This is a genomic window from Streptomyces sp. NRRL F-5135, from assembly GCF_000719775.1.
In the GTDB taxonomy this organism is placed as follows: domain Bacteria; phylum Actinomycetota; class Actinomycetes; order Streptomycetales; family Streptomycetaceae; genus Streptomyces; species Streptomyces hebeiensis.
The window spans coordinates 500418-521103 of record NZ_JOHR01000007.1 but is presented as its reverse complement, the minus strand read 5'-3'; the positions used below and the strand labels follow the sequence as shown (position 1 = coordinate 521103).

At 72.6% G+C, this 20686-nt stretch carries 18 protein-coding genes; 7 read left to right on the top strand and 11 right to left on the bottom strand.

Translation table 11 applies throughout. The features are described from left to right. Positions 1–14: 14 nt before the first annotated feature. The 3 genes from IG02_RS0114825 to IG02_RS0114815 form a co-directional block, all read right to left on the bottom strand. Complete coding sequence (locus IG02_RS0114825) at positions 15–1016, bottom strand: ketoacyl-ACP synthase III (protein ID WP_030746752.1); 1002 nt, start codon at positions 1014–1016, stop codon at positions 15–17. Between the two features lie 13 nt (positions 1017–1029). Further along, complete coding sequence (locus IG02_RS0114820) at positions 1030–1986, bottom strand: ACP S-malonyltransferase (RefSeq protein WP_030746749.1); 957 nt, start codon at positions 1984–1986, stop codon at positions 1030–1032. Between the two features lie 88 nt (positions 1987–2074). Continuing rightward, positions 2075–3256 carry a PucR family transcriptional regulator gene (locus IG02_RS0114815; protein ID WP_030746746.1) on the bottom strand — a complete coding sequence of 394 codons (1182 nt, stop codon included), beginning with the start codon at positions 3254–3256 and terminating at the stop codon, positions 2075–2077. A gap of 135 nt (positions 3257–3391) precedes the next feature. Here IG02_RS0114815 and IG02_RS0114810 point away from each other — a divergent pair, with 135 nt between their 5' ends. Further along, on the top strand, positions 3392–4057 hold the full coding sequence (locus tag IG02_RS0114810; protein ID WP_030746744.1) for a pirin family protein: 666 nt from the start codon (positions 3392–3394) through the stop codon (positions 4055–4057). A gap of 21 nt (positions 4058–4078) precedes the next feature. On the opposite strand, the gene IG02_RS0114805 is transcribed toward IG02_RS0114810, so the two are convergent. After that, on the bottom strand, positions 4079–4897 hold the full coding sequence (locus IG02_RS0114805; RefSeq protein ID WP_030746742.1) for a serine hydrolase domain-containing protein: 819 nt from the start codon (positions 4895–4897) through the stop codon (positions 4079–4081). Between the two features lie 195 nt (positions 4898–5092). On the opposite strand from IG02_RS0114805, the gene IG02_RS0114800 reads away from it, so the two are divergent. Further along, on the top strand, positions 5093–5557 hold the full coding sequence (locus IG02_RS0114800) for a MerR family transcriptional regulator (RefSeq protein WP_030746740.1): 465 nt from the start codon (positions 5093–5095) through the stop codon (positions 5555–5557). A gap of 6 nt (positions 5558–5563) precedes the next feature. Then, positions 5564–6601 carry an aldo/keto reductase gene (locus IG02_RS0114795; protein ID WP_030746738.1) on the top strand — a complete coding sequence of 346 codons (1038 nt, stop codon included), beginning with the start codon at positions 5564–5566 and terminating at the stop codon, positions 6599–6601. Positions 6602–6846: 245 nt separating this feature from the next. Here the strand turns inward: IG02_RS0114795 and IG02_RS0114790 are convergent, their stop codons facing one another. From IG02_RS0114790 to IG02_RS0114765, 6 genes are all read right to left on the bottom strand, one after another. After that, positions 6847–8055, bottom strand: coding sequence for an acyltransferase family protein (locus IG02_RS0114790; protein ID WP_030746734.1), 1209 nt, complete (start codon positions 8053–8055; stop codon positions 6847–6849). Then, the gene (locus IG02_RS0114785) at positions 8052–9119 is read right to left on the bottom strand and encodes an alpha/beta hydrolase (RefSeq protein ID WP_030746731.1); all 1068 of its coding nucleotides are present in this window, start codon (positions 9117–9119) and stop codon (positions 8052–8054) included. The genes IG02_RS0114790 and IG02_RS0114785 overlap by 4 nt, the downstream gene beginning before the upstream one ends. 307 nt (positions 9120–9426) lie before the next feature. Further along, positions 9427–10110, bottom strand: a complete 684-nt coding sequence (locus tag IG02_RS0114780) for a response regulator (protein WP_030746727.1) — start codon at positions 10108–10110, stop codon at positions 9427–9429. Next, positions 10107–11564 (bottom strand): sensor histidine kinase, encoded by a 1458-nt coding sequence (locus IG02_RS0114775; protein ID WP_199814015.1) that lies wholly within the window; start codon positions 11562–11564, stop codon positions 10107–10109. The genes IG02_RS0114780 and IG02_RS0114775 overlap by 4 nt, the downstream gene beginning before the upstream one ends. A gap of 140 nt (positions 11565–11704) precedes the next feature. After that, positions 11705–12616 (bottom strand): DUF4429 domain-containing protein, encoded by a 912-nt coding sequence (locus IG02_RS0114770; protein WP_030746721.1) that lies wholly within the window; start codon positions 12614–12616, stop codon positions 11705–11707. A gap of 247 nt (positions 12617–12863) precedes the next feature. Then, entirely contained in the window at positions 12864–14084 is a 1221-nt protein-coding gene (locus tag IG02_RS0114765; protein WP_030746718.1) for an alpha/beta hydrolase, read from the bottom strand. Positions 14085–14712: 628 nt separating this feature from the next. Here IG02_RS0114765 and IG02_RS0114755 point away from each other — a divergent pair. Continuing rightward, positions 14713–15162 (top strand): peptidase inhibitor family I36 protein, encoded by a 450-nt coding sequence (locus IG02_RS0114755; protein WP_078854472.1) that lies wholly within the window; start codon positions 14713–14715, stop codon positions 15160–15162. Positions 15163–15329: 167 nt separating this feature from the next. Here the strand turns inward: IG02_RS0114755 and aceE are convergent, their stop codons facing one another. After that, positions 15330–18074 carry a pyruvate dehydrogenase (acetyl-transferring), homodimeric type gene (gene aceE / locus IG02_RS0114750; protein WP_030746712.1) on the bottom strand — a complete coding sequence of 915 codons (2745 nt, stop codon included), beginning with the start codon at positions 18072–18074 and terminating at the stop codon, positions 15330–15332. A 545-nt stretch (positions 18075–18619) separates the two neighbouring features. Between aceE and IG02_RS0114745 the strand changes: the two genes are divergently transcribed. The 3 genes from IG02_RS0114745 (at position 18620) to IG02_RS0114735 (ending at position 20598) form a co-directional block, all read left to right on the top strand. Then, a complete protein-coding gene (locus IG02_RS0114745; protein ID WP_030746709.1) occupies positions 18620–19057 on the top strand; it encodes a DUF3052 domain-containing protein in 438 nt (145 codons plus the stop codon). 234 nt (positions 19058–19291) lie between these two features. Continuing rightward, positions 19292–19756, top strand: coding sequence for a peroxiredoxin (locus IG02_RS0114740; RefSeq protein WP_030746706.1), 465 nt, complete (start codon positions 19292–19294; stop codon positions 19754–19756). Positions 19757–20022: 266 nt separating this feature from the next. Beyond that, complete coding sequence (locus IG02_RS0114735) at positions 20023–20598, top strand: TerD family protein (protein WP_030746703.1); 576 nt, start codon at positions 20023–20025, stop codon at positions 20596–20598. Positions 20599–20686: the final 88 nt, after the last annotated feature.

Sequence of the window (20686 nt, the reverse complement as noted above, 5' to 3'; positions counted from 1 at the left end):
CCGGCGCGGTGTGCCTAGGGGAGGGTAACGACCGTCGCGGCGTAGACGAGACCCGCCCCGAAGCCGATGACGAGGGCGGTGTCACCGCTCTTCGCCTGTCCGGTCGCCAGGAGCCGCTCCATCGCGAGCGGGATCGAGGCGGCCGAGGTGTTGCCGGTGGTCTCCACGTCCCGGGCGACCGTGACGCTCTCCGGCAGCTTCAGAGTCTTCACCATCGAGTCGATGATCCGCATATTGGCCTGGTGCGGGATGAAGACGTCCAGGTCTTGCGGGCTGATCCCGGCCGCGTCCAGCGCCTGCTGGGCGACCTTCGCCATCTCGAAGACGGCCCAGCGGAACACCGCCTGGCCCTCCTGGGTGATGGCCGGGAACCGCTCCACCGTGCCGTCGCGGTACGCGTCCCACGGCACGGTCTGGGTGATGGTGTCGGACTTGTCGCCCTCGGAGCCCCAGACGGTCGGGCCGATCATCGGCTCCTCGGCCGGGCCCACGACGACCGCGCCCGCACCGTCGCCGAACAGGAAGGCCGTCGCCCGGTCCGCCAGGTCGGTCAGGTCCGAGAGCCGCTCGACGCCGATCACCAGGACGTGCTCGGCCGAACCCTCGACCACCATGCCCTTGGCCAGCGTCAGTCCGTAGCCGAACCCGGCGCAGCCCGCGGAGACGTCGAACGCGGCGGGCTTGCCCGCGCCGATCCGGTCCGCGATCTCGGTGGCGACGGCCGGGGTCTGCTTGAAGTGCGAGACGGTGGCGACGACGACCGCGTCGATCTGCTCGGGAGCGAGCCCGGCGTCGGCGAGGGCCTTGCCGGCGGCCTCGGCGGACATCGCGGCGACGGTCTCCTCCGGGGAGGCCCAGTGCCGGGTCGCGATGCCGGAGCGGGAGCGGATCCACTCGTCGGAGGAGTCGATCGTCTCGAGGATCACCTCGTTCGGCACGATCCGGGTCGGGCGGTAGCCGCCCACACCCATGATGCGCGCGTACGGGGCGCCCTTGCTGGGCTTGATCTTCGACATGCTCTCCGGTCTCCTATTCAGCCGCGGCGGATTCGGCCGTGGCGGAGTGCTCGGCGATCAGCGCACGGGCCGCGTCGAGGTCGTCGGGTGTCTTCAGGGCCACGGTCCGCACCCCCGGCAGGGCGCGCTTGGCGAGGCCCGTCAGGGTGCCGCCGGGGCACAGTTCGAGCAGCGCGGTCGCGCCCCGGCTCTGGAAGGTTTCCATGCACAGGTCCCAACGCACCGGGTTGGCGACCTGACCGACCAGACGTGTCACCACATCGGCGCCCGTACGGACGGCTTCGCCGTCCCGGTTCGAGACGTACGGGACGACCGGGTCGGCCGGGGCGAGCGGCGCCGCGGCGGCCTCGAGCTTGGCCACGGCGGGGCTCATGTGGTGGGTGTGGAACGCGCCCGCGACCTTGAGCGGCACCACCCGGCGCACGCCCTCGGGCTTGTCGTCCGCCAGCGCGGCCAGCTGCTCCAAGGTGCCGGCGGCCACGACCTGGCCCGCGCCGTTCACATTCGCCGGCGTCAGCCCGAGCCTCTCCAGGTGCGGGAGCGTGACCTCCGGATCCCCGCCGAGCAGGGCCGACATCCCCGTCTCCGTGACGGCGGCGGCCTCGGCCATCGCCTGCCCACGGGCCCGGACGAGTTCCAGGGCGGCCTCGTCGGTCAGCACACCGGCCAGCGCCGTGGCGGCCAGTTCGCCGACGCTGTGCCCGGCGGTGACGCCGACCCGCCGCACCACGTCCGCGGTGTCCGGGAAGAGCTGACGGGCCGACAGCAGGGCCGCCGCCACGAGCAGCGGCTGGGCGACGGCGGTGTCGCGGATCTCGTCCGCGTCGGCCCGCGTACCGTAGTGGACCAGGTCCAGGCCGATGGCGGCCGACCAGTCCCGGAGCCGGTCTTCGGCGCCGGGCAGGTCGAGCCAGGGAGTCAGGAAGCCGGGCGTCTGAGCGCCTTGGCCGGGAGCGACGAGTACGAGCACTCTCACACTCTCTCTTGTGGACGGCCATCGGCACCCGTGGGGACAGGGACGAAGAACCGCTGGGGTAATTGTTGGAGTACGACAAAGTTTAGGTCTGGGGATCTCCGTCGGCCAGACGCCCCAGGATCAGCGCGATGCGCAGGGTGAAGGCGGAGCGGACATCGGAGGGTGACCAGCCGGTGACGTCAGTCACACGTCGGAGCCGGTAGCGCACGGTGTTGGGGTGGACGAACAGCATCCGGGCCGCGCCCTCCAGACTGCTCGCCTGCTCCAGGTAGACGCTCAGCGTCTCCAGCAGAGCCGACCCCGCCTCCTCCAGCGGTCTGTAGATCTCCTCCACCAACTGATCACGCGCCGCGGGGTCGGCGGCGATCGCGCGCTCGGGCAGCAGATCGTCCGCGAGCACCGGACGCGGCGCGTCCTGCCAGGCGGCACACGCCTTCAGCCCGGCGGCTGCGGCCTGCGCCGACTTCGTCGCGGCCGGCAGGTCGGACACCACGGGCCCCGCCACCACCGGACCGGCCGCGTACGGTCCGATCAGGGTCTTCGCGACCCGGAGCGGGTCGTCGCTGCCGCCCGCGATCACCACCAGCCGGTCGCCGAGCACGCCGGTGAGGACCTGGAGCTTGGCGTGCCGGGCGGCCCGGCGGATCGCCTCCACGGTCAGCTCGCTGTCCCCCTCCGGGGCGGTGCCCAGCACGACGCAGACGTGCTCGGGCGAGTTCCAGCCGAGCGCCGCGGCCCGGGAGATCGCGCCCTCGTCGGCCTCCCCGGAGAGCACCGCGTTCACGACCAGCGACTCCAGCCGCGCGTCCCAGGCGCCCCGGGCCTCGGCTGCCTGCGCGTACACCTGGGCCGTCGCGAACGCGATCTCCCGCGCGTAGACGAGCAGCGCCTCGCGCAGCGCGTTCTCGTCGCCGGGGGCCGCGACCTCCTCGATCGCGGCCTCCATCACCTCGATCGTGGTCCGGACCATCTCGACGGTCTGCCGCAGCGTGATCGCCCGCGTCAGCTCGCGCGGTGCCGTGCCGAAGACGTCGGTGGAGATGGCCTGCGGGGCCTCGGGGTGGCGGAACCACTCGGTGAACGCCGCGATACCGGCCTGCGCGACCAGCCCGATCCAGGAACGGTTCTCCGGTGGCATCGCGCGGTACCACGGCAGCGTCTCGTCCATCCGGGCGATGGCGTTCGCGGCGAGCCGCCCGGAGGACCGCTCCAGCCGCCGAAGCGTCGCGGGGTGCGGATGGGATGCGTTCGAGGGTTCAGGCACGGGTCCAAGGGTGCCTCATGGCGGTGGGTGCCCGACGCCGTGGGGCACGTGGGAGGCCGGCGGGCCCCCGGCCTTCCGGGCGGGCGGGCCCGCCGCGGGGGACGCCCGGCACACCGCGCGGGATAGCGTGGGGCTGTGAGACACGTACAGGAAGCGGCACGGCGCTACGCCGGGGGCGACCGGGCCGCCGGCATCGAGTCCCTGCACGCCTTCTCCTTCGGCCGCTTCTACGACCCGGACAACGTGCGCTTCGGCGCGATGATCGCCTGCAACGAGGAGCGGCTCGCCCCGGGCGCGGGCTTCGACGAGCACCCCCACAGCCATACGGAGATCGTCACCTGGGTCGTCGAGGGCGAGCTGACCCACCGTGACTCCGCCGGGCACGCCACGGTCGTACGGCCGGGGGACGTGCAGCGGCTCGGCGCGGCCGACGGGGTGCGCCACGTCGAGCGCAACGACGGGGACCGGCCGCTGGTCTTCGTACAGACGTGGCTCGCGCCCCTGGAGACGGGCGGCGAGCCCGTGTACGAGATCGTGCGGGGCATCGCCGACACCACGCCCTACGCGGTGCCCGGCGCCGGGGCGGTGCTGCACGTGCGCCGGCCGGCCGACGGCGCGCGCTCGGTCCTGCCGGCCGCGCCCTTCCTGTACGTCCACGTCGTACGCGGCGCGGTACGGCTCGACGGCCCGGCCGGCCGCCGGCTGGGGCCGGGCGACGCGGCGCGGATCACCGACGCGGACGGGCCGGAGCTGACGGCGGAGGGGGCGGCGGAGGTGCTGGTGTGGGAGATGACGGGCTGAGGACCCCTGAGGGGCTCGGCCTCAGCCGGCGCGCAATTCGGCGAGCACCGCGTCCGTGAAGGGCGGCCACGCCTCGACCGCCCACGAGCCGAAGTCCCGGTCGGTGAGCGCCACGCAGGCCGCGCCCGCGTCCGGGTCGACCCACAGGAACGTGCCGGACTGGCCGAAGTGCCCGAACGTACGCGGCGAGGACGTGGCACCCGTCCAGTGCGGGGACTTGGCGTCGCGGATCTCGAGACCGAGGCCCCAGTCGTTGTTCTTCTGGTGGCCGTAGCCGGGCAGCACCCCGGCCAGCCCCGGGTGCACCACCGTCATCGCCTCCAGCACCGTCCGCGGGTCGAGCAGCCGGGGCGCCTGGAGTTCGGCGGCGAACCGCACCAGGTCGTCGACGGTCGACACGCCGTCCTTGGCGGGCGAGCCCTCCAGGGAGGTGCTGGTCATCCCGAGCGGTTCGAGGACGGCCTCGCGCAGGTAGTCGGCGAAGGGGATGTCGGTGGCCTTGGCGACGTGGTCGCCCAGCAGCTCGAACCCGGCGTTCGAGTACAGCCGGCGCGTGCCGGGCGCGCTCGACGCACGGGGCTCGTCGAAGGCCACGCCGCTGGTGTGCGCGAGCAGGTGCCGTACGGTGGCGCCCTCGGGCCCGGCCGGCTCGTCCAGCTCGAGCGCCCCCTCCTCGTACGCCACGAGCACCGCGTAGGCGGCGAGCGGCTTGGTCACGGAGGCGAGCGGAAAGCGGTGCGACGTGGGACCGTGCCGGCCCGCGACGCGGCCGTCCGCGCGTACGACGGCGGCCGCGGCGGTGGGCACGGGCCAGTTCTCGATGAGGGCCAGGCTCTGCATGCGTCAGAGCCTACTGGGCTGCCCACGGGGCACGGACCGGGAGCGGACGGGCCCGGTGGCGTGGCTCGTACCGGCCTCGTACGGGCCTCGTACCGGCCTCCTTCCGGCGCGGGACGGCGCGTATCCGTCCCTTTCGGCGGTTTCCGGTGACGGATCCTTGCTTCGAGCGCACTCCAAGGATCTAGCGTGGAAGCCATGACGCTGATCGAGAGCAGCCCTGTACGGACGGATCGCGTGACCAGCTGCGCCGAGGCGCCACGCTCCCATCCCCGCCCCGACGGAGCGGACCGTTACACGATCAGCGAGGTCTCCGCCTTCACCGGGCTCACCGCGCACACCCTGCGCTGGTACGAGCGCATCGGCCTGATGCCGCACGTCGACCGGTCGCACACCGGCCAGCGCCGCTTCTCCAACCGGGACCTCGACTGGCTCGGCTTCGTCGGGAAGCTGCGGCTGACCGGGATGCCCGTCGCCGACATGGTCCGCTACGCCGAACTGATCCGGGTGGGCCAGGAGACGTTCGAGGAACGGCAGGAGCTGCTGGAGCGGACCAGGCGTGATGTGCTGAACAGGATCGCGGAGCTCCAGGACACGGTCGCGGTACTCGACCACAAGATCAGCTTTTACGCGGACGCCCGCACGGCGTCGGAGAGGGTCTGACACCTCATGAGCGACAGCAAGTCCGACAGGACGGAAAAGATCCAGAAGGTGGCCCTGGGGGCAGGTGGCCCGGAGGTGGGCATCCAGGGCCTCGGCTGCATGGGCATGAGCTTCGCGTACGGTCCGACGGACGACGTCGACGAGGCGCGGGCCACTCTGGAGCGCGCCCTCGAACTCGGCGTCACGCTGTACGACACGGCGGACGTCTACGGGTCCGGGGCCAACGAGGAGTTCATCTCGCCGTTCGTCCGGGCCCACCGCGACGAGATCGTGCTGGCGACGAAGTTCTCGCTGGGCCTCGACCCCGCCGACCCGGCCAGGCGGATCATCCGCAACGACCGGCCGTACCTGCGTCAGTGCGTGGAGGCCAGCCTCCGGCGGCTCGGCGTGGACGAGATCGACCTCTACTACATGCACCGGCGCGACGTGGACGTCCCCATCGAGGAGACGGTCGGGGCGATGGCCGAGCTGGTGACCGAGGGGAAGGTCAAGTACCTGGGGCTGAGCGAGGTCACCGCGGGCGAACTGCGGGCCGCGCAGGGCGTCCACCCGATCACGGCGGTGCAGTCGGAGTGGTCGCTGTTCAGCCGGGACATCGAGCGGCACGTCGTGCCGGCCGCCGTGGAGCTGGGGGTCGGGCTCGTGCCGTACTCCCCCCTCGGCCGGGGCTTCCTGACCGGTTCGTTCGTGCACGCCGACCGGGAGCTGAGCGCCGACGACTTCCGCCGCGCGCAGCCCCGCTTCACCGGCAGCAACGCGAGCGCGAACGCCGCCCTGCTGGAGCCGGTGCGCAAGATCGCCGAGGGGCGCGGCGCCACGCTCGGCCAGGTCGCGCTGGCCTGGGTGCAGCAGCGGGCGGCGGTGCACGGGGTGGCCGTCGTGCCCATCCCGGGCACCCGCAGGCGGAGCAGGGTCGAGGAGAACACGGGGGCGACGCATCTGATCCTCACCGCGAGCGAGCTGGAGCTGCTGGAGCCGATCGCGGGGCAGGTGGCCGGTGGCCGGTACGCCGACATGAGTGTCACCCCGGAGAGCCGGGAGTAGACCTCCGCCTGGGGCCTGCGGCCCCGGATTCACCGGGTCCGGGACCCTGGAGTTCCCGCGGGTCCCGGAGCCGGGGGTGCCGGGACCCGGGGCCTGGCCAGGGGCCAGGATCCCGGACTCCGGGCCCCGGATCCCGGACCTGGAGACCCCGGACCGGGCCCCCGGCCCGGGGGCCGGGCCAGGGACCAGGGGCCCGACCCCATGGCCCGGGCTCCGGCGGGGCACCGCACGGCAGGGACCGCGCCTCACACCAGCCCCAGCGCGAAGAGGCCGAAGCCCGCCGCCAGCAGCCCCGCCGCCGCTCGCCAGGCCGTGGCGGCCGGGTTCCCCGTGCGCCAGGGCCCGTCGAAGCCGCGCGCGTACCGGCCGATCACGACCAGCAGGGTCGCGAACAGCGGGAGCCAGGTCAGCCGGGCCACGATCCAGCCGAGCGAGTCGGGCGAGGTCGTCAGCCCCGCGACCGGGCCCAGGAACGATCCGGGCACGGCGACCGCCAGCATCGCGCTCTGGTGCCAGCACAGGATCGTCATCGCGGACAGGTTGATCACCACGACCGGTGCCCAGACGGCGGGCCTGGCCAGCAGCCGCCCGATCCGGTCCCGGAGCAGGACCGCCGCGCCGCACTGCGCGGCGGCGAGGGCGAGGACCAGCAGGGACGGCGGGTGCGAGTTCGTGCGGACCGCGCCGGGCACGCCGACCATCGACGCCGGGTAGTGGAAGACCAGCAGCAGTGCCGCGAACAGTGCCACGCCGCCCGCCAGCAGCGCGCGGGCCGTGCGCCGGCCGAGCGCTCCCTCGGCCCAGCAGACGCCGAGCTGGTAGGCGAAGAGCCAGCCCGGCAGGAGGTTCGCCGCGCTCAGCCAGGACGGCATCGCGTCGGCCCAGGGGCCGTAGCGCAGCAGGTCGACGACGGCCACCGCGCCCAGCAGGGGAGCGGCGGCCCAGGCCCCCGCCACGCGCGCGGCGCGCACACAGTACGGGGTCAGCGCCGTGACGACGACGTAGATCCCCACGAACCACAGCGGCTGGATCACGAGAGTCGACGCCGTGCGCAGGGTGGTGGCGGGCACGCCCACCACGTACAGGGCCGGGAGCAGCACCGCCCACACGGCCGTCACCCCGAGCACCGGCCGTCCCAGCCGCACCACGCGTTGCCGAAGCCAGGCGGCGGTCGTGGCCGGCCTCCGGCGGTAGGAGAGCACGGACGCGTAGCCGCCGACCAGGAAGAAGACGCCGAGCATCTGGAGCACCCAGCTCAGGGGCGCGAAGCCGCTCATGGCGGTCAGCGGACTCGCGTTGCGCAGCGTGCCGGCTCCGTCCAGGGTGAAGCCGCCGAGCAGCCAGTGCCCGGTGGGCACGGCGAGCAGCGCGAGCGCGCGCAGGCCGTCGAGGGCGCGGTCACGGCCGGCGGGTGTGCGGGCCTCTATGGTCGCGACGACCGTGGCGAGCGTCATCGGACCGCCTCCGCACGGGCCGTGCCGGCTTCCCCCCGGGCAATGGCGGCGAACGCGCGGAGCGAGTCGGTGCCCGGCGCGAAGTAGCCGGTGTGTCCGCGGGCGTCGTCGGCGGGCACCCGGAGGGCGCCGAAGGACGCGGCGGCCGGATCCTGGCCGTGCCCGAGGCCCGCGAACTCGACGTGCGGGACCTTGGCGATCCAGTCGTCCTGATCCTTGGCGGCCCACACCCGCGCGTCGGTCCGGAGATCGGCCACCCGGGAGGCGCGCATCCCCGGGGAGCCGAACACGACGATGTCCGAGGCGTTCACCTCGCGGGCGGCGAGCCCGCACACGACGGAGCCGTAACTGTGGCAGAACAGCACGGGTTTCTCCGCCCCGACCGCGGCGAGCCCCTCGGTGAGCCGCACCAGGCGCCCGGCACCGGCCTCGGCGAGCTTCCCGGTGGCCGCGGCCGGCCCGATCCCGCGCGGGGTGGTGTAACCGGCCCACGCGATCACGGCCGTACGCTCGCCGGTCGCCGCGCGCAGCGACCTGGCCATGCCGGCGGGGGTGCCGTACCGGTCACGCGCGCGGTCGAAGCCCGCCGCGTCGATGTCGGAGCCGGGGACGACGACGGACACCCGGCGGGCGGCGGCCAGTTCCCCGAACACCTCGGCGACCTGCCCCCGGCCGCGCGGATCGAAGGCGAGGATGCGCCGGCCGGGCGCCGCGAGCCCGGCGAACCGGGGGTCGTGCGTGGCCCGTACGGCACGGGCGTTGGCCGCGTACCGCAGCGCCACGGGGGCGCCGTCGAGATTGCCGACGACGAGCGGGTGCCGGCGGACCAGCCGCTCCCGCTGTTCGCCCGTCAGCGAGGCGAAGAAGCGGGCGACCGCGCCCGGCTCCGTGGTCCCGGGGTCGGGCAGCGCCCGGCCCAGCGAACCGTCCGCGCGCCATGCCGCGCTCCCGGGCGGTGGTCCGGTGACGGGTTCCTGCGCGTCCCCCGAGACCCATCCCGCCGTTCCCCCGACCAGGGCCGTCACCAGCGCGGTGGCGGCCAGGGCCCTCCTGTGGCGGTGCATGTCCGTCTCCTTGTGTGGCTCGTCCTGAGAAGTGGCGAGCCGGAAGGTACGGAGACGGGGTGCGACAGGACGTCACACCGGGGAGCCAACTGGAAGGTGATACCGAGGTAGGGGCGGTGGCAGGAGGAGCCGGTCGGAGCGGCCGGCAGGACGGGCCGGTCCGGACCGGTGTGGTGGCGGAAGCAGCCGGTCCGGCTCGGTGTGGTGGCACGAGGGGCCGGTTCGGGCCGGTCAGGGGCCGTGCAGGGTCGGGTCCGGCAGGTCGGATCAGCTCCGGGGTCGGTCCGGGGCAGGCCGGGCCCGTGTCTCAGGCGGGCGCGTCGCCGGGGGTCACCAGCCCCGACTCGTACGCGAAGATCACGGCCTGCGCCCGGTCCCGCAGGTCGAGCTTGGCCAGCACCCGGCCGATGTGCGTCTTCACTGTCTGCTCGGCGACCACGAGCCGCCCGGCGATCTCCTGGTTGGACAGGCCCCGCGCGATCAGTTCGAGCACCTCGGTCTCGCGCGGGGTGAGGCCGCGCAGGCGCTGGGCGGGAGCCCGGCGCGCGGCGGGCCGCTGCTGGGCGAAGTCCGCGATCAGCCGACGCGTCACGGACGGTGCGAGCAGTGCCTCGCCGGCCGCGACGACCCGAACCGCGGCGATCAGATCGGCCGGGGGCGCGTCCTTCAGCAGGAAGCCGGAGGCGCCGGCGCGCAGCGCCTCGTACACGTAGTCGTCCACGTCGAAGGTGGTGAGCATCAGCACCTTGGGGCGGTGGACCACCCCGGGCGGCGGGTCCAGCAGTGCGCGGGCGGCGGCCAGTCCGTCCATCTCCGGCATCCGGACGTCCATCAGGACCACGTCGGGGTGGACGGTACGGCTCACCTCCACGCCCCGGCGGCCGTCCGGCGCCTCGCCCACCACGTCGATGTCTGCCTGGGCGGACAGCAGCGCGGCGAAGCCCGCGCGGACCATGGCCTGGTCGTCGACTATGACCACGCGGATCGTCAAGGAGTGTCCTCCGGTTCGGGGGTGGCGGATCGAACGGGTACGGAGCCGGCGCCGGTCGCCTTGACACCGGGTCCGGGGCCGGGTCCGGAGTCGAGGTCGAGGTCGCGGTCGGTTCCGGGACGGAGGGCGGCTTCGGGACGGAGGCCGGCTTCGGGGGCGGGATCGGCCACAGCGGAGCCACCGGTGGCCAACGGGAGCCGGGCGGCGACCCGGAAGCCGCCGTCCGGCAGCGGGCCGGTGTCCAGTGTGCCGCCGGTCAGCCGGACCCGTTCCCGCATCCCCACCAGGCCGTGACCGGTCCCCGTGGTCTCCAGCGGCGCGGTGCGCTCGGCGGCCGGCCCGTTGACGACCAGGACGGTCAGCCAGGAGCCGTCGCCGGCCACGGAGACCCGGGTGCGCGCGCCGGAGGCGTGCCGTACGACATTGGCCAGGGCCTCCTGCACGATGCGGTACGCGGACAGGTCCACGGCCGGCGGTACGGCGCCCAGCTCGGCGGGCAGCGACAACTCGGCCGGCACCCCCGCCCGGACCGTCGCCTCCACCAGTTGCTGGAGACGGTCGAGCCCCGGCTGCGGCGTCCGCTCGCCCTCCGAACCGTCGCTGCGCAACACCGCGAGCAGCCGCCGCATCTCCGCGAGGGACTCCCGGGCGCTCGCGGCGATCGTGTCGAACTCCTCGCGCGCCGGACCGGGCAGGCCGTCGATCCGGTACGGGGCGGAATCGGCCTGCACGGTGATCACGGACATGTGGTGCGCCACCACATCGTGCAACTCGCGGGCGATACGCGCGCGTTCCTCCAGGAGCGTGCGCCGGGAGCGTTCCGCCTCGCTGATCGTCTCCTGCTCCGCCAGCTTGCGCTGGGCGTCGCCGCGCTCCCGCAGCGCGGCGGCGACGACGAGGAACACCCCGCTGAGCACGAAGAGGAGCAGATGGCTGCCGTCGCTGCGGTCCTGTGAGAGCAGTTCGAAGAAGAGCCCGGCCAGCCCGGTCGCCAGCCAGACGGCGAGCAGCGTACGGCGCGACTCCCGCAGGCCGAGACAGAGCATCAGCAGCAGGTAGCCGACGACCACCATGGGGGTCCACGGCCAGGGGCGGCCCGCGAGGCCGTCCGCGCCCCAGAGCAGGATCCCCCCGAGCACATCGGCGCCGAAGACGATCCACCAGGCGGACAGCGGACGGGTCACGGCGAGCAGCAAGGGCGCGGCCTGCACGGTAGCGAGGGCCCCCGACCAGCCGCCGCCGAGCCGGTAGTCCTCGGTGAGGACGGTGGTGGTGACCGGCAGCAGCGTCACGGCGAAGCCGAACGCCACGACGTACGGCGCGACCCGCTGCCATCGCCGGGGCGCGTGCGCGAACAGCGGCTCGGTGGACTCGGCGGGCGTGCGCAGCGCCGTGACCAGCGCGCGGACCGTACGGAGCGCGGCGGTGCGGGGACGCGTGGGCGGGGGAGGCATGGCGCGCACCAGCGTAGGGCGCGGACGGTGGGCGGACGTCATACCGGGGACCGGCACCGGGGTCATACCGGGGTATGACCGTACCGGCGTCATCTTGAGGTATGAGCGCACCGGCGACATCGGGGCAGGACCCGGCCTGGTCACAGCTCTGCCAGCAGTTCCGCCTTCTTCGCCGAGAACTCCTCGTCCGTCACCAGCCCCGCCCGGTGCAGCTCCCCCAGGTGCCGTATCCGCTCCGCCACATCCGCCGGATCGCTCCGTACCGCCGCCGTCGCCACGGCACCCGCCGCGACGAGCGCGCGGTCCGCCGGCGGCCGGCGTGCCGACGCGCCCTGGACCGCCTCCAGGACAGCCGCCGCGAACGGAAGTGACTCGTGCACCGGTCCGTATCCGAGGCCGAAGACGACGGCCGCCGGGTCGTGGTCCGCGGGCGCGGGCTCCGGTGCGGCCGTGCCCGTGACGTCGTCGCGGCGCAGCATCCGCAGGTAGCCGTTGAAGAGCTCGGGGGAGCGCCACTCGACCCCTTCCAGCTCACCGACCGGGAGGACCTGGTCGCCGGCCTTCCACTTCGCCGTGGAAGCGCCCGTCCAGAACCAGCGGAAGGACACCTTCTTCCCGTCGAACGACGCCTTGGCGTCGTACGCCTTGAACTGGAGGGGAGCCTCGGGCGCGGCGACCAGGTAACGCTCGGCCGGTTCCCGCCCGTCGCGGATGCCGGCGCGCAGTTCGTCCGCGTAGTACTCCGCGAGCGTTTCGCGGTCGGCGGGCAGGACCAGGCGGTAGGGATCCACGCTCTCCTTGAGCTGCCCGGCCGCGGCCTCGACCAGCGGGTCGGCGCCGGGTCTCGGCACGGCACGCAGCACCACCGTCCCGCGCTTTCCGGGACCGAGCGTCACCGACGACAGCGCCTCGTAGGGGACGCGCCGTTCGCCGAGCGCCTGGAAGAGCTTCGGTGTCCGTATCCCCGTCCGTGCCCCCCGTTCGAAACGGATGAGCACGGAGTCGCTGTCGAACTCCCAGGTGGCATGATTCCCCGCCAGCACATCACCCATGTGCCTCATCGTAGGCCGCGAGCGGCCGCACGTCCCCTGCCGAAGCGTACGAATTCTACGCGCGTCCGGCGCATGAGACAGGGCCCGGGGCCGGCGGGCGACAGGGCCTGGGGCCGGCGGGCGGCCGGCCCGGGGCCGGTGACCGGCAGGTCCGAAGACGGAGGTCGGTCGGCCCGGGCGGTGGTCGGCAGGTTCCCAAGACGGAGGTCGGTCGGCCCGGGCGGTGGTCGGTCGGCCCGGGCGGCGGTCAGCCCGCCAGGCTCACCCCGGCCACCGCGAGCCCGCTCCGGCACGCGGTCGCGCCGTCCGCGCAGGTCACCGCGCGGTACGCGCCGACCCCGATGTCCGCGAAGTTGTCGAGGCTCTCCGTGCCCGGCTGGAAGTACCCCGCGTGCCCCGCCGCCCCGGAGGCCGAGAGCACCCGGGCGCCGAAGGCCCGGGTGACCGGGTCCGCGCCGTGGCCGAGCCCGCCGACCGCCAGGTACGGCACGTCCTGGATCCAGTCGTCCTGGTCGCGCATGGCCCAGACGTGGGCTGCGGTGCGCAGCTGCCGCGCGGTCTCGACCCGCATGCCCGGGCTGCCCGCGACCGCCACGTCCGTGACCCGGGAGGGCAGGGCGCGCGCCGCGACCCCGCACACCACGGAACCGTAGCTGTGGCAGAACAGCGAGACGCGTGACGTGCCGGGCAGCGCGGCGGTGAGGGCGGCCAGGCGTACGGCACCGTCCTCGGCGAGCTTCCCGATCGCCGCGTCCACCCCGAGGCCGGCCGGGGCCGTGTAATCGGCCCAGGCGATGACGGCGGCGCGGGCGTCGGGCCCGGCCACGCGCTCGGCCGAGTACAGCGACTCGGCCATGCCCACCGGCGCGGTGTAGTAGCGCTCGGTCTTCTCGAACGTCAGTACGTTCGTGTCGACGCCCGGCACCACGACCGAGACGTGCCGCGCCCGGTCGAGGTCGCCGAAGACCTCGGCGACCCGGCCCTTGCCCGACGGGTTGAACGCGAGGATCTGGCGCCCCGTGCTCAGCAGGGACTCGAAGCGGTTCATCCGGCGCCCCGCCTGGTGTCTGCCGTCCGGCGACAGCCTGCTGTCGCGCATCCGGTGCTCCTCCACCTGGCGCGCCTGCATGAGAGCGATCCGGTTGGCCCGGTACCGCAGCGTGACGGGAGCGCCGTTGAGGTTTCCCACGACGAGCGGGTAGCGGGTCGCGAGCCGTTCCCGTTGAACGGGTGACAAGGATGCGAAGAAGGCGGCGAGCCGCTTCGGCGCGGAGTGCGGGTCCGGGAGGCGGCGCGCTCCTATGCGGTCCTTCTCCCACGCCGCCAACGCGGCCTTCAGCGGTTCTCCGGGACCGCGTGTGCGCTGCACGGCGGTCCACCCGGTGGATGCCAGCATGACGAACACGACGGCGAGGGCCAGGAGTGCGCGCCATGCGTTGAGGGTGGGGGAGGAATCGAAGGAAGTCACTGGGGATAACCCTAGGCCGCGGGCGGGGGGCCTCGCGACGAGGGACGGGAGTGGTGAGACAGATCACGGGCCCCGGAGGATTGGACCGACGGTAACCTCACGCAGTGTGAATTTTCCGCACACTCTGCGGTGCGTCATGGGGTACGGCGCGGAAGGCGGCGTGTGAGCGGGGCGAGGTGTGCCCGTACTCGGACCGCGTGCGCGGGACCACGTTCACGCGTACGGACGTGTGTCGCGGTTCACGCGTACGGACCTGCTGCCGCGTGCCGGTACCCGGTCTGCGTGGCCGTGGCCGTGGCGGAACTGTGGCCGTGGTCATGGCCGTGAGCGTGGCCGTGGTCGTGAGTCTGGTCGTGGTGGCTCCCGGCGCGCCGCTGACGAAGCGGGCCGTCGACGCGGGTGTGGCGAGCGGGGAGAGTGCGCGTCTGGCGTCAGCCTCCGGTTGACCGGGCGTCAATTCGATGGCCGAGACGGCCCTGCCGGAAGGTTCCGCCAGGGCTGTCGCCTATCCGGGTGGCCCGGGACGCGAGCCCTTCCACGGGCCTTACTTCGCAGGTCAGGCTGGAGGTCGACCGGCGCATCGCCCGATGTGCCGGCGGACTCGACACGGGGGCAGATCCATATGCGAATGACCGCGAGCACGTCCGCGTTTCCGCTCACCGGTGTGCGGAGGGCCACGGCCGTCGGTGCGCTGGCCGTCGCCGCGCTCCTGCCGCGGACGGCGGGCACGGCGGCGGAGGCCGCGGCGCCAACGTCGTCCGCGCCGGCTGTTCGCGCGGCGGCCGCGCCCGTCCGCCTGGGCCAGTGCGGGGCGGGGGAGCTGTGCCTCTGGGAGAAGGACGATTTCAAGGGCGCGCGGAAGACGTACGAACTGGCCGGCATCGACATCGAGAGCTGTGTGCCGCTGCCGAAGGGCACGAGCGTCCAGTCGCTGGCCAATCGCACCGGGCGGCCGGTGACGACCTACCAGTCGGAGGAGTGCGGGGAGACGGCGGAGTTCGAGACGTACCCCGGCGGGGGTACGTGGCTGCCGCGGTCGCCGTACCGCGTACGGGCGTTCAAGGTCTGGGAGAGGTGAGGTCCGGGACCGCAGGGTCCGGGTCCCGGACCACCGCGGGGACCGGGTCCGGGACCACCGGCGGAGCCGGGTCTCTGAGCGCCGCCGGGTCCGGGAACGTCCGGAGGGCGGCGGGACCTCTGATGTCCCGCCGCCCTCCGGGGCCGCGCGCGCGTTCACGCGTCGGGTCAGGCGTCGCCTCCGGCCGCGCCCGGGTCCGCCGCCGACGCGTCCAGCAACTGATAGCGGTCCACCGCCTGCTTCAGCGCCGACCGGTCGATCTTCCCTTCCTTGGCCAGCTCCGTGAGCACGCCCAGGACAATCGACTGCGCGTCGATGTGGAAGAAGCGCCGGGCCGCGCCCCGGGTGTCCGCGAAGCCGAAGCCGTCCGCGCCCAGCGACTGGTACGGCCCCGGGACCCAGCGGGCGATCTGGTCCGGCACCGACCGCATCCAGTCGGAGACGGCCACGAACGGTCCGCGCGCGCCCGACAGCTTGCGGGTGACGTACGGGACGCGCTGCTCCTCCTCCGGATGCAGCAGGTTGTACCGCTCCACCTCGACGGCGTCGCGCCGCAGCTCGTTCCACGAGGTCGCCGACCACACGTCGGCCTTGACGTCCCACTCCTCGGCGAGGATCCGCTGCGCCTCGACCGCCCAGGGCACGGCCACCCCGGACGCCATGACCTGGGCCGGGATCGAGCCGCCGGCGCCCTCGCGGAAGAGGTGGATGCCCTTGACGATGCCCTCGACGTCCACGCCGGCCGGTTCGGCGGGGTGCTGGATCGGCTCGTTGTAGACCGTGAGGTAGTAGAAGACGTCCGGGTCCTCGCCCGGGGCGGCATGGCCGTACATCCGGCGCAGGCCGTCCTTGACGATGTGCGCGATCTCGAAGCCGTAGGCGGGGTCGTACGCGACGCACGCCGGGTTGGTCGAGGCCAGCAGCTGCGAATGGCCGTCCGCATGCTGAAGTCCCTCACCGGTCAGTGTCGTACGGCCTGCGGTCGCGCCCAGAACGAATCCGCGCGCCATCTGGTCGGACATCTGCCAGAACTGATCACCGGTCCGCTGGAAACCGAACATCGAGTAGAAGACGTACACGGGGATCAGCGGTTCGCCGTGTGTCGCGTACGCCGATCCCGCCGCGATCAGCGAGGCCGTACAGCCCGCCTCGGAGATGCCGTCGTGCAGCATCTGGCCCGTCGGCGACTCCTTGTACGACAGGAGCAGCTCGCGGTCCACCGACTCGTACTGCTGGCCCAGCGGGTTGTAGATCTTGGCACTCGGGAAGAACGAGTCCATTCCGAAGGTCCGGTACTCGTCGGGCGCGATCAGCACGAAGCGCTTGCCGATCTCCTTGTCCCGCATCAGGTCCTTCAGCAGCCGGACGAACGCCATGGTGGTGGCGATCGACTGCTGGCCCGAGCCCTTCTTCACCGCCGCGTAGGTCTTGTCCCCGGGCAGGTTCAGCGGCTTCGCCCGCACGACGCGGGTCGGCACATAGCCGCCCAGCGACCTGCGGCGGTCGTGCATGTACTGGATCTCCTCCGAGTCCCGGCCCGGGTGGTAGTACGGCGGCGGGCCGTCCTCCAGCTGCCGGTCGGTGATCGGCAGGTGCAGCCGGTCGCGGAACCCCTTGAGGTCGTCGACGGTCAGCTTCTTCATCTGGTGGGTCGCGTTGCGGCCCTCGAAGTTCGGCCCGAGCGTCCAGCCCTTGACGGTCTGCGCCAGTATCACGGTCGGCTGGCCCTTGTGCGCCTTGGCCGCCGCGTACGCCGCGTACACCTTCTGGTGGTCGTGACCGCCGCGCCCCAGGTGCAGGATCTGGTCGTCGGTCATGTTCTCGACCATGGCCCGCAGCCGGTGGTCGTCGCCGAAGAAATGCCGGCGGATGTAGGCGCCGGTCTCCGTGGCGTACGTCTGGAACTGCCCGTCCGGCGTGGTGTTCAGCCGGTTGACCAGCACGCCGTCCCGGTCCTGGGCGAGCAGCGGGTCCCAGGAGCGGTCCCAGACCAGCTTGATCACGTTCCAGCCGGCGCCGCGGAACTGCGACTCCAGCTCCTGGATGATCTTGCCGTTTCCGCGCACCGGGCCGTCGAGGCGCTGGAGGTTGCAGTTGACGACGAAGGTGAGGTTGTCCAGGCCCTCCCGGGCGGCGATCGAGAGCTGGCCCAGCGACTCGGGCTCGTCCATCTCGCCGTCGCCCAGATACGCCCACACGTGCGACCGGGAGGTGTCGGCGATACCGCGCGCCTCCATGTACCGGTTCATCCGGGCCTGGAAGATCGCGCCGAGGGGGCCGAGGCCCATCGAGACGGTCGGGAACTCCCAGAAGTCCGGCATCAGCCGGGGGTGGGGATAGCTGGAGAGGCCGTTCGGCGCCTTCGACTTCTCCTGCCGGAAACCGTCCAGCTGCTCCTCGCTCAGCCGGTCGAGCAGGAAGGCGCGGGCGTAGATACCGGGGGAGGCGTGTCCCTGGAAGAAGATCTGGTCGCCGCCCCCGCCGTCGTCCTTGCCGCGGAAGAAGTGGTTGAAGCCGACGTCGTACAGGGAGGCGGACGAGGCGAAGGTGGCGATGTGCCCGCCGACGCCGATCCCCGGGCGCTGCGCGCGCGAGACCATCACGGCCGCGTTCCAGCGGGTCGCGTTGAGGATCTTGCGCTCGATCTCCTCGTTGCCGGGGAAGAACGGCTCGTCCTTGGTCGCGATGGTGTTGACGTAGTCCGTACTGCGCATCTCGGGCACGGCCACGCGCTTCTCGCGGGCCCGTTCGATCAGCCGGAGCATCAGGTACCGGGCACGCTCACGCCCCCGTTCGTCGACGGCGGCGTCGAGCGAGTCGAGCCACTCCTGAGTCTCCTCGGGATCGAAGTCCGGGACCTGGCTGGGAAGGCCGCCAATGATGATCGGGTTGCGATCGGATCCGGAAGCCACGCTGTTCCTTCACTGTCGGTCGTCTCGTGCCCCGCGCTCACGGTCGGTGCGGCGCACGCCGTCGGGGTACTGCTCCTCCGCGTTCCGAGGCGGCCGCGCCGCCTCCTTCGTGGACCGCGACGACAGATACGTCACCTCTACTGTGGACCTCTACTGTGGGGCAGCGGGTGTTCCCCTGGGAACCCCGCCCCCGGACGGGCCCGGTCGCCGTGCCCGGGCTGCTCGCCGCGCCTGTCACCGCTCGTCGTGCCCGTCAAATCGCAACCTTACGCCCAACTCGCGCACGTTTTCCGTCGGAAGATCCCGGCCCCGAAGGCACGCCGAAGCGGCATACCATGGCAAAGGAGGCGGAAGTGTACGACCTCCGTCACGGAGGGTGGTGCGGAAGTGACAGGAGTTGCGGTGAAGCGGCCCGGATCGTCACCGTTTAGGCGGTCTCGGCGGCCGGGTACTTGCGCGATCCGCCCCGCCCGTGTGGACTACGGCCAGTGCCCCGCGTACGCGCGCGGCTGAAGCATTTCCCGAACATGATCAGGAGGCAATCCGTGAGCGCGACCGCGGACCACGCGGAGGAACGGACCAACCTGGCCGCACGGCTGGGGTTCGAACCCGGACAGGTGGTCCAGGAGATCGGCTACGACGACGACGTCGAGCACGAGCTCCGCGAGTCCATCGAGGCCGTCATCGGCCAGGAGCTCGTCGACGAGGACTACGAGGACGTGGCCGACGCCGTCCTGCTGTGGTTCCGTGACGAGGACGGCGACCTTACGGACGCGCTGGTGGACGCCATCGGTTTGATCGAGGACGGTGGAGCGGTGTGGCTGCTCACGCCCAAGACGGGCCGTGACGGCTACGTCGAACCGAGCGACATCAACGAGGCCGCGCAGACCGCGGGCCTGTCCCAGACCAAGAGCATCAGCGCGGGGAAGGACTGGACCGCCAGTCGGCTGGTCACTCCCAAGGCGGCCAGGTCCAAGCGCTGATCCGGGCGTCACCGGCGTCGCACCCGGCGTTGCGAGACATCCAGAACATCGGCCCCGGCCCGTGGATACGGACCGGGCGGCCATGAAGGGCCCCCGTCGACCTCGGTCGGCGGGGGCCCTGTGCGTAGGGTGGACAGCGCCGGACGGCAGCCGCGGGCATCGGTCGAGCCCGCGGCCCCTGTTGAGCCGTCCGGCCGCTGATGACTGCCGAGCCATCTGAAAGGACGTGCACCCATGGCGATCGAGGTCGGCACCCCCGCCCCGGACTTCGAGCTGACGGACAACCACGGGCGGACCGTGCGCCTCTCCGACTTCAAGGGGGCGGACGGGAAGAACGTGGTGCTGCTCTTCTACCCGTTCGCCTTCACCGGCGTCTGCACGGGCGAGCTGTGCGCCCTGCGCGACGAGCTGCCCTCGTTCGTCAACGACGACACCCAGCTCCTCGCCGTTTCGAACGACTCCATCCACACGCTGCGCGTCTTCGCCGAGCAGGAGGGCCTGGAGTACCCGCTGCTGTCGGACTTCTGGCCGCACGGCGAGGTGTCGCGGTCGTACGGCGTCTTCGACGAGGAGAAGGGCTGCGCGGTCCGCGGCACGTTCATCATCGACAAGGAGGGCATTGTCCGCTGGACCGTCGTGAACGGCCTGCCGGACGCCCGGGATCTCGACGACTACGTCAAGGCGCTCGCCGCCATCTGAGCCCCGGCTCCGCCGGCCCGCCGGAAACCGTCTGACCGGGGCGGCCCCGGCGGAACCCCGACCAGGGGATGTGTTCCCGCCGGAGCCCCCCTCATAGGGGGGTGTTCCGCCGGAAACCGCCCCGTCCCGGCGAAATCGCCGAGGGACGGGGAACCGGTCACTAGGATCCAGTCGTTGATCCGATGCCAACGCTTCAGGGGACGCGCGGCCCGCGGCGTCAGCCGCCTGCCAGGGGCGCCGGACCCGAGAAACCATAGGGAGGACTCGTGGGAGTCAGCCTCAGCAAGGGCGGCAATGTCTCGCTGACCAAGGCCGCGCCCAACCTGACCGCGGTGACCGTGGGTCTGGGCTGGGATGTCCGTACGACCACCGGAAGCGACTTCGACCTCGACGCCAGCGCGCTGCTGACGAACGCCGAGGGCAAGGTCGCCGCCGATGGGAACTTCGTCTTCTTCAACAACCTCAAGAGCCCCGACGGCTCGGTCGAGCACACCGGTGACAACCTGACCGGTGAGGGCGAGGGCGACGACGAGGCGATCAAGGTCAATCTGTCGGCGGTCCCCGCCGATGTCGAGAAGATCGTGTTCCCCGTCTCGATCTACGAGGCGGAGAGCCGCCAGCAGTCCTTCGGCCAGGTGCGCAACGCGTTCATCCGCGTGGTCAACCAGGCCGACAACAACGAGCTCGCGCGGTACGACCTCACCGAGGACGCCTCGACCGAGACCGCGATGGTCTTCGGCGAGCTGTACCGCCACGGCGCGGAGTGGAAGTTCCGGGCCATCGGCCAGGGGTACGCCTCGGGCCTGCGCGGTATCGCGCAGGACTTCGGCGTGAACGTCTGAGCCGCGCTCCCGCTCAGCCGCCACTAGTGCCCCTCCCGGTACTAGTCACCAGTCCACCTGTACGACCGTCCGCGCCCGGCGCCGCACA

Coding starts and splice junctions, on each gene's coding strand:
- IG02_RS0114825 (WP_030746752.1), bottom strand. CDS start 1,016: ATGTCGAAGATCAAGCCCAGCAAGGGCGCCCCGTACGCGCGCATCATG.
- IG02_RS0114805 (WP_030746742.1), bottom strand. CDS start 4,897: ATGCAGAGCCTGGCCCTCATCGAGAACTGGCCCGTGCCCACCGCCGCG.
- IG02_RS0114800 (WP_030746740.1), top strand. CDS start 5,093: ATGACGCTGATCGAGAGCAGCCCTGTACGGACGGATCGCGTGACCAGC.
- IG02_RS0114795 (WP_030746738.1), top strand. CDS start 5,564: ATGAGCGACAGCAAGTCCGACAGGACGGAAAAGATCCAGAAGGTGGCC.
- IG02_RS0114790 (WP_030746734.1), bottom strand. CDS start 8,055: ATGACGCTCGCCACGGTCGTCGCGACCATAGAGGCCCGCACACCCGCC.
- IG02_RS0114785 (WP_030746731.1), bottom strand. CDS start 9,119: ATGCACCGCCACAGGAGGGCCCTGGCCGCCACCGCGCTGGTGACGGCC.
- IG02_RS0114775 (WP_199814015.1), bottom strand. CDS start 11,564: ATGCCTCCCCCGCCCACGCGTCCCCGCACCGCCGCGCTCCGTACGGTC.
- IG02_RS0114770 (WP_030746721.1), bottom strand. CDS start 12,616: ATGGGTGATGTGCTGGCGGGGAATCATGCCACCTGGGAGTTCGACAGC.
- IG02_RS0114755 (WP_078854472.1), top strand. CDS start 14,713: ATGACCGCGAGCACGTCCGCGTTTCCGCTCACCGGTGTGCGGAGGGCC.
- IG02_RS0114740 (WP_030746706.1), top strand. CDS start 19,292: ATGGCGATCGAGGTCGGCACCCCCGCCCCGGACTTCGAGCTGACGGAC.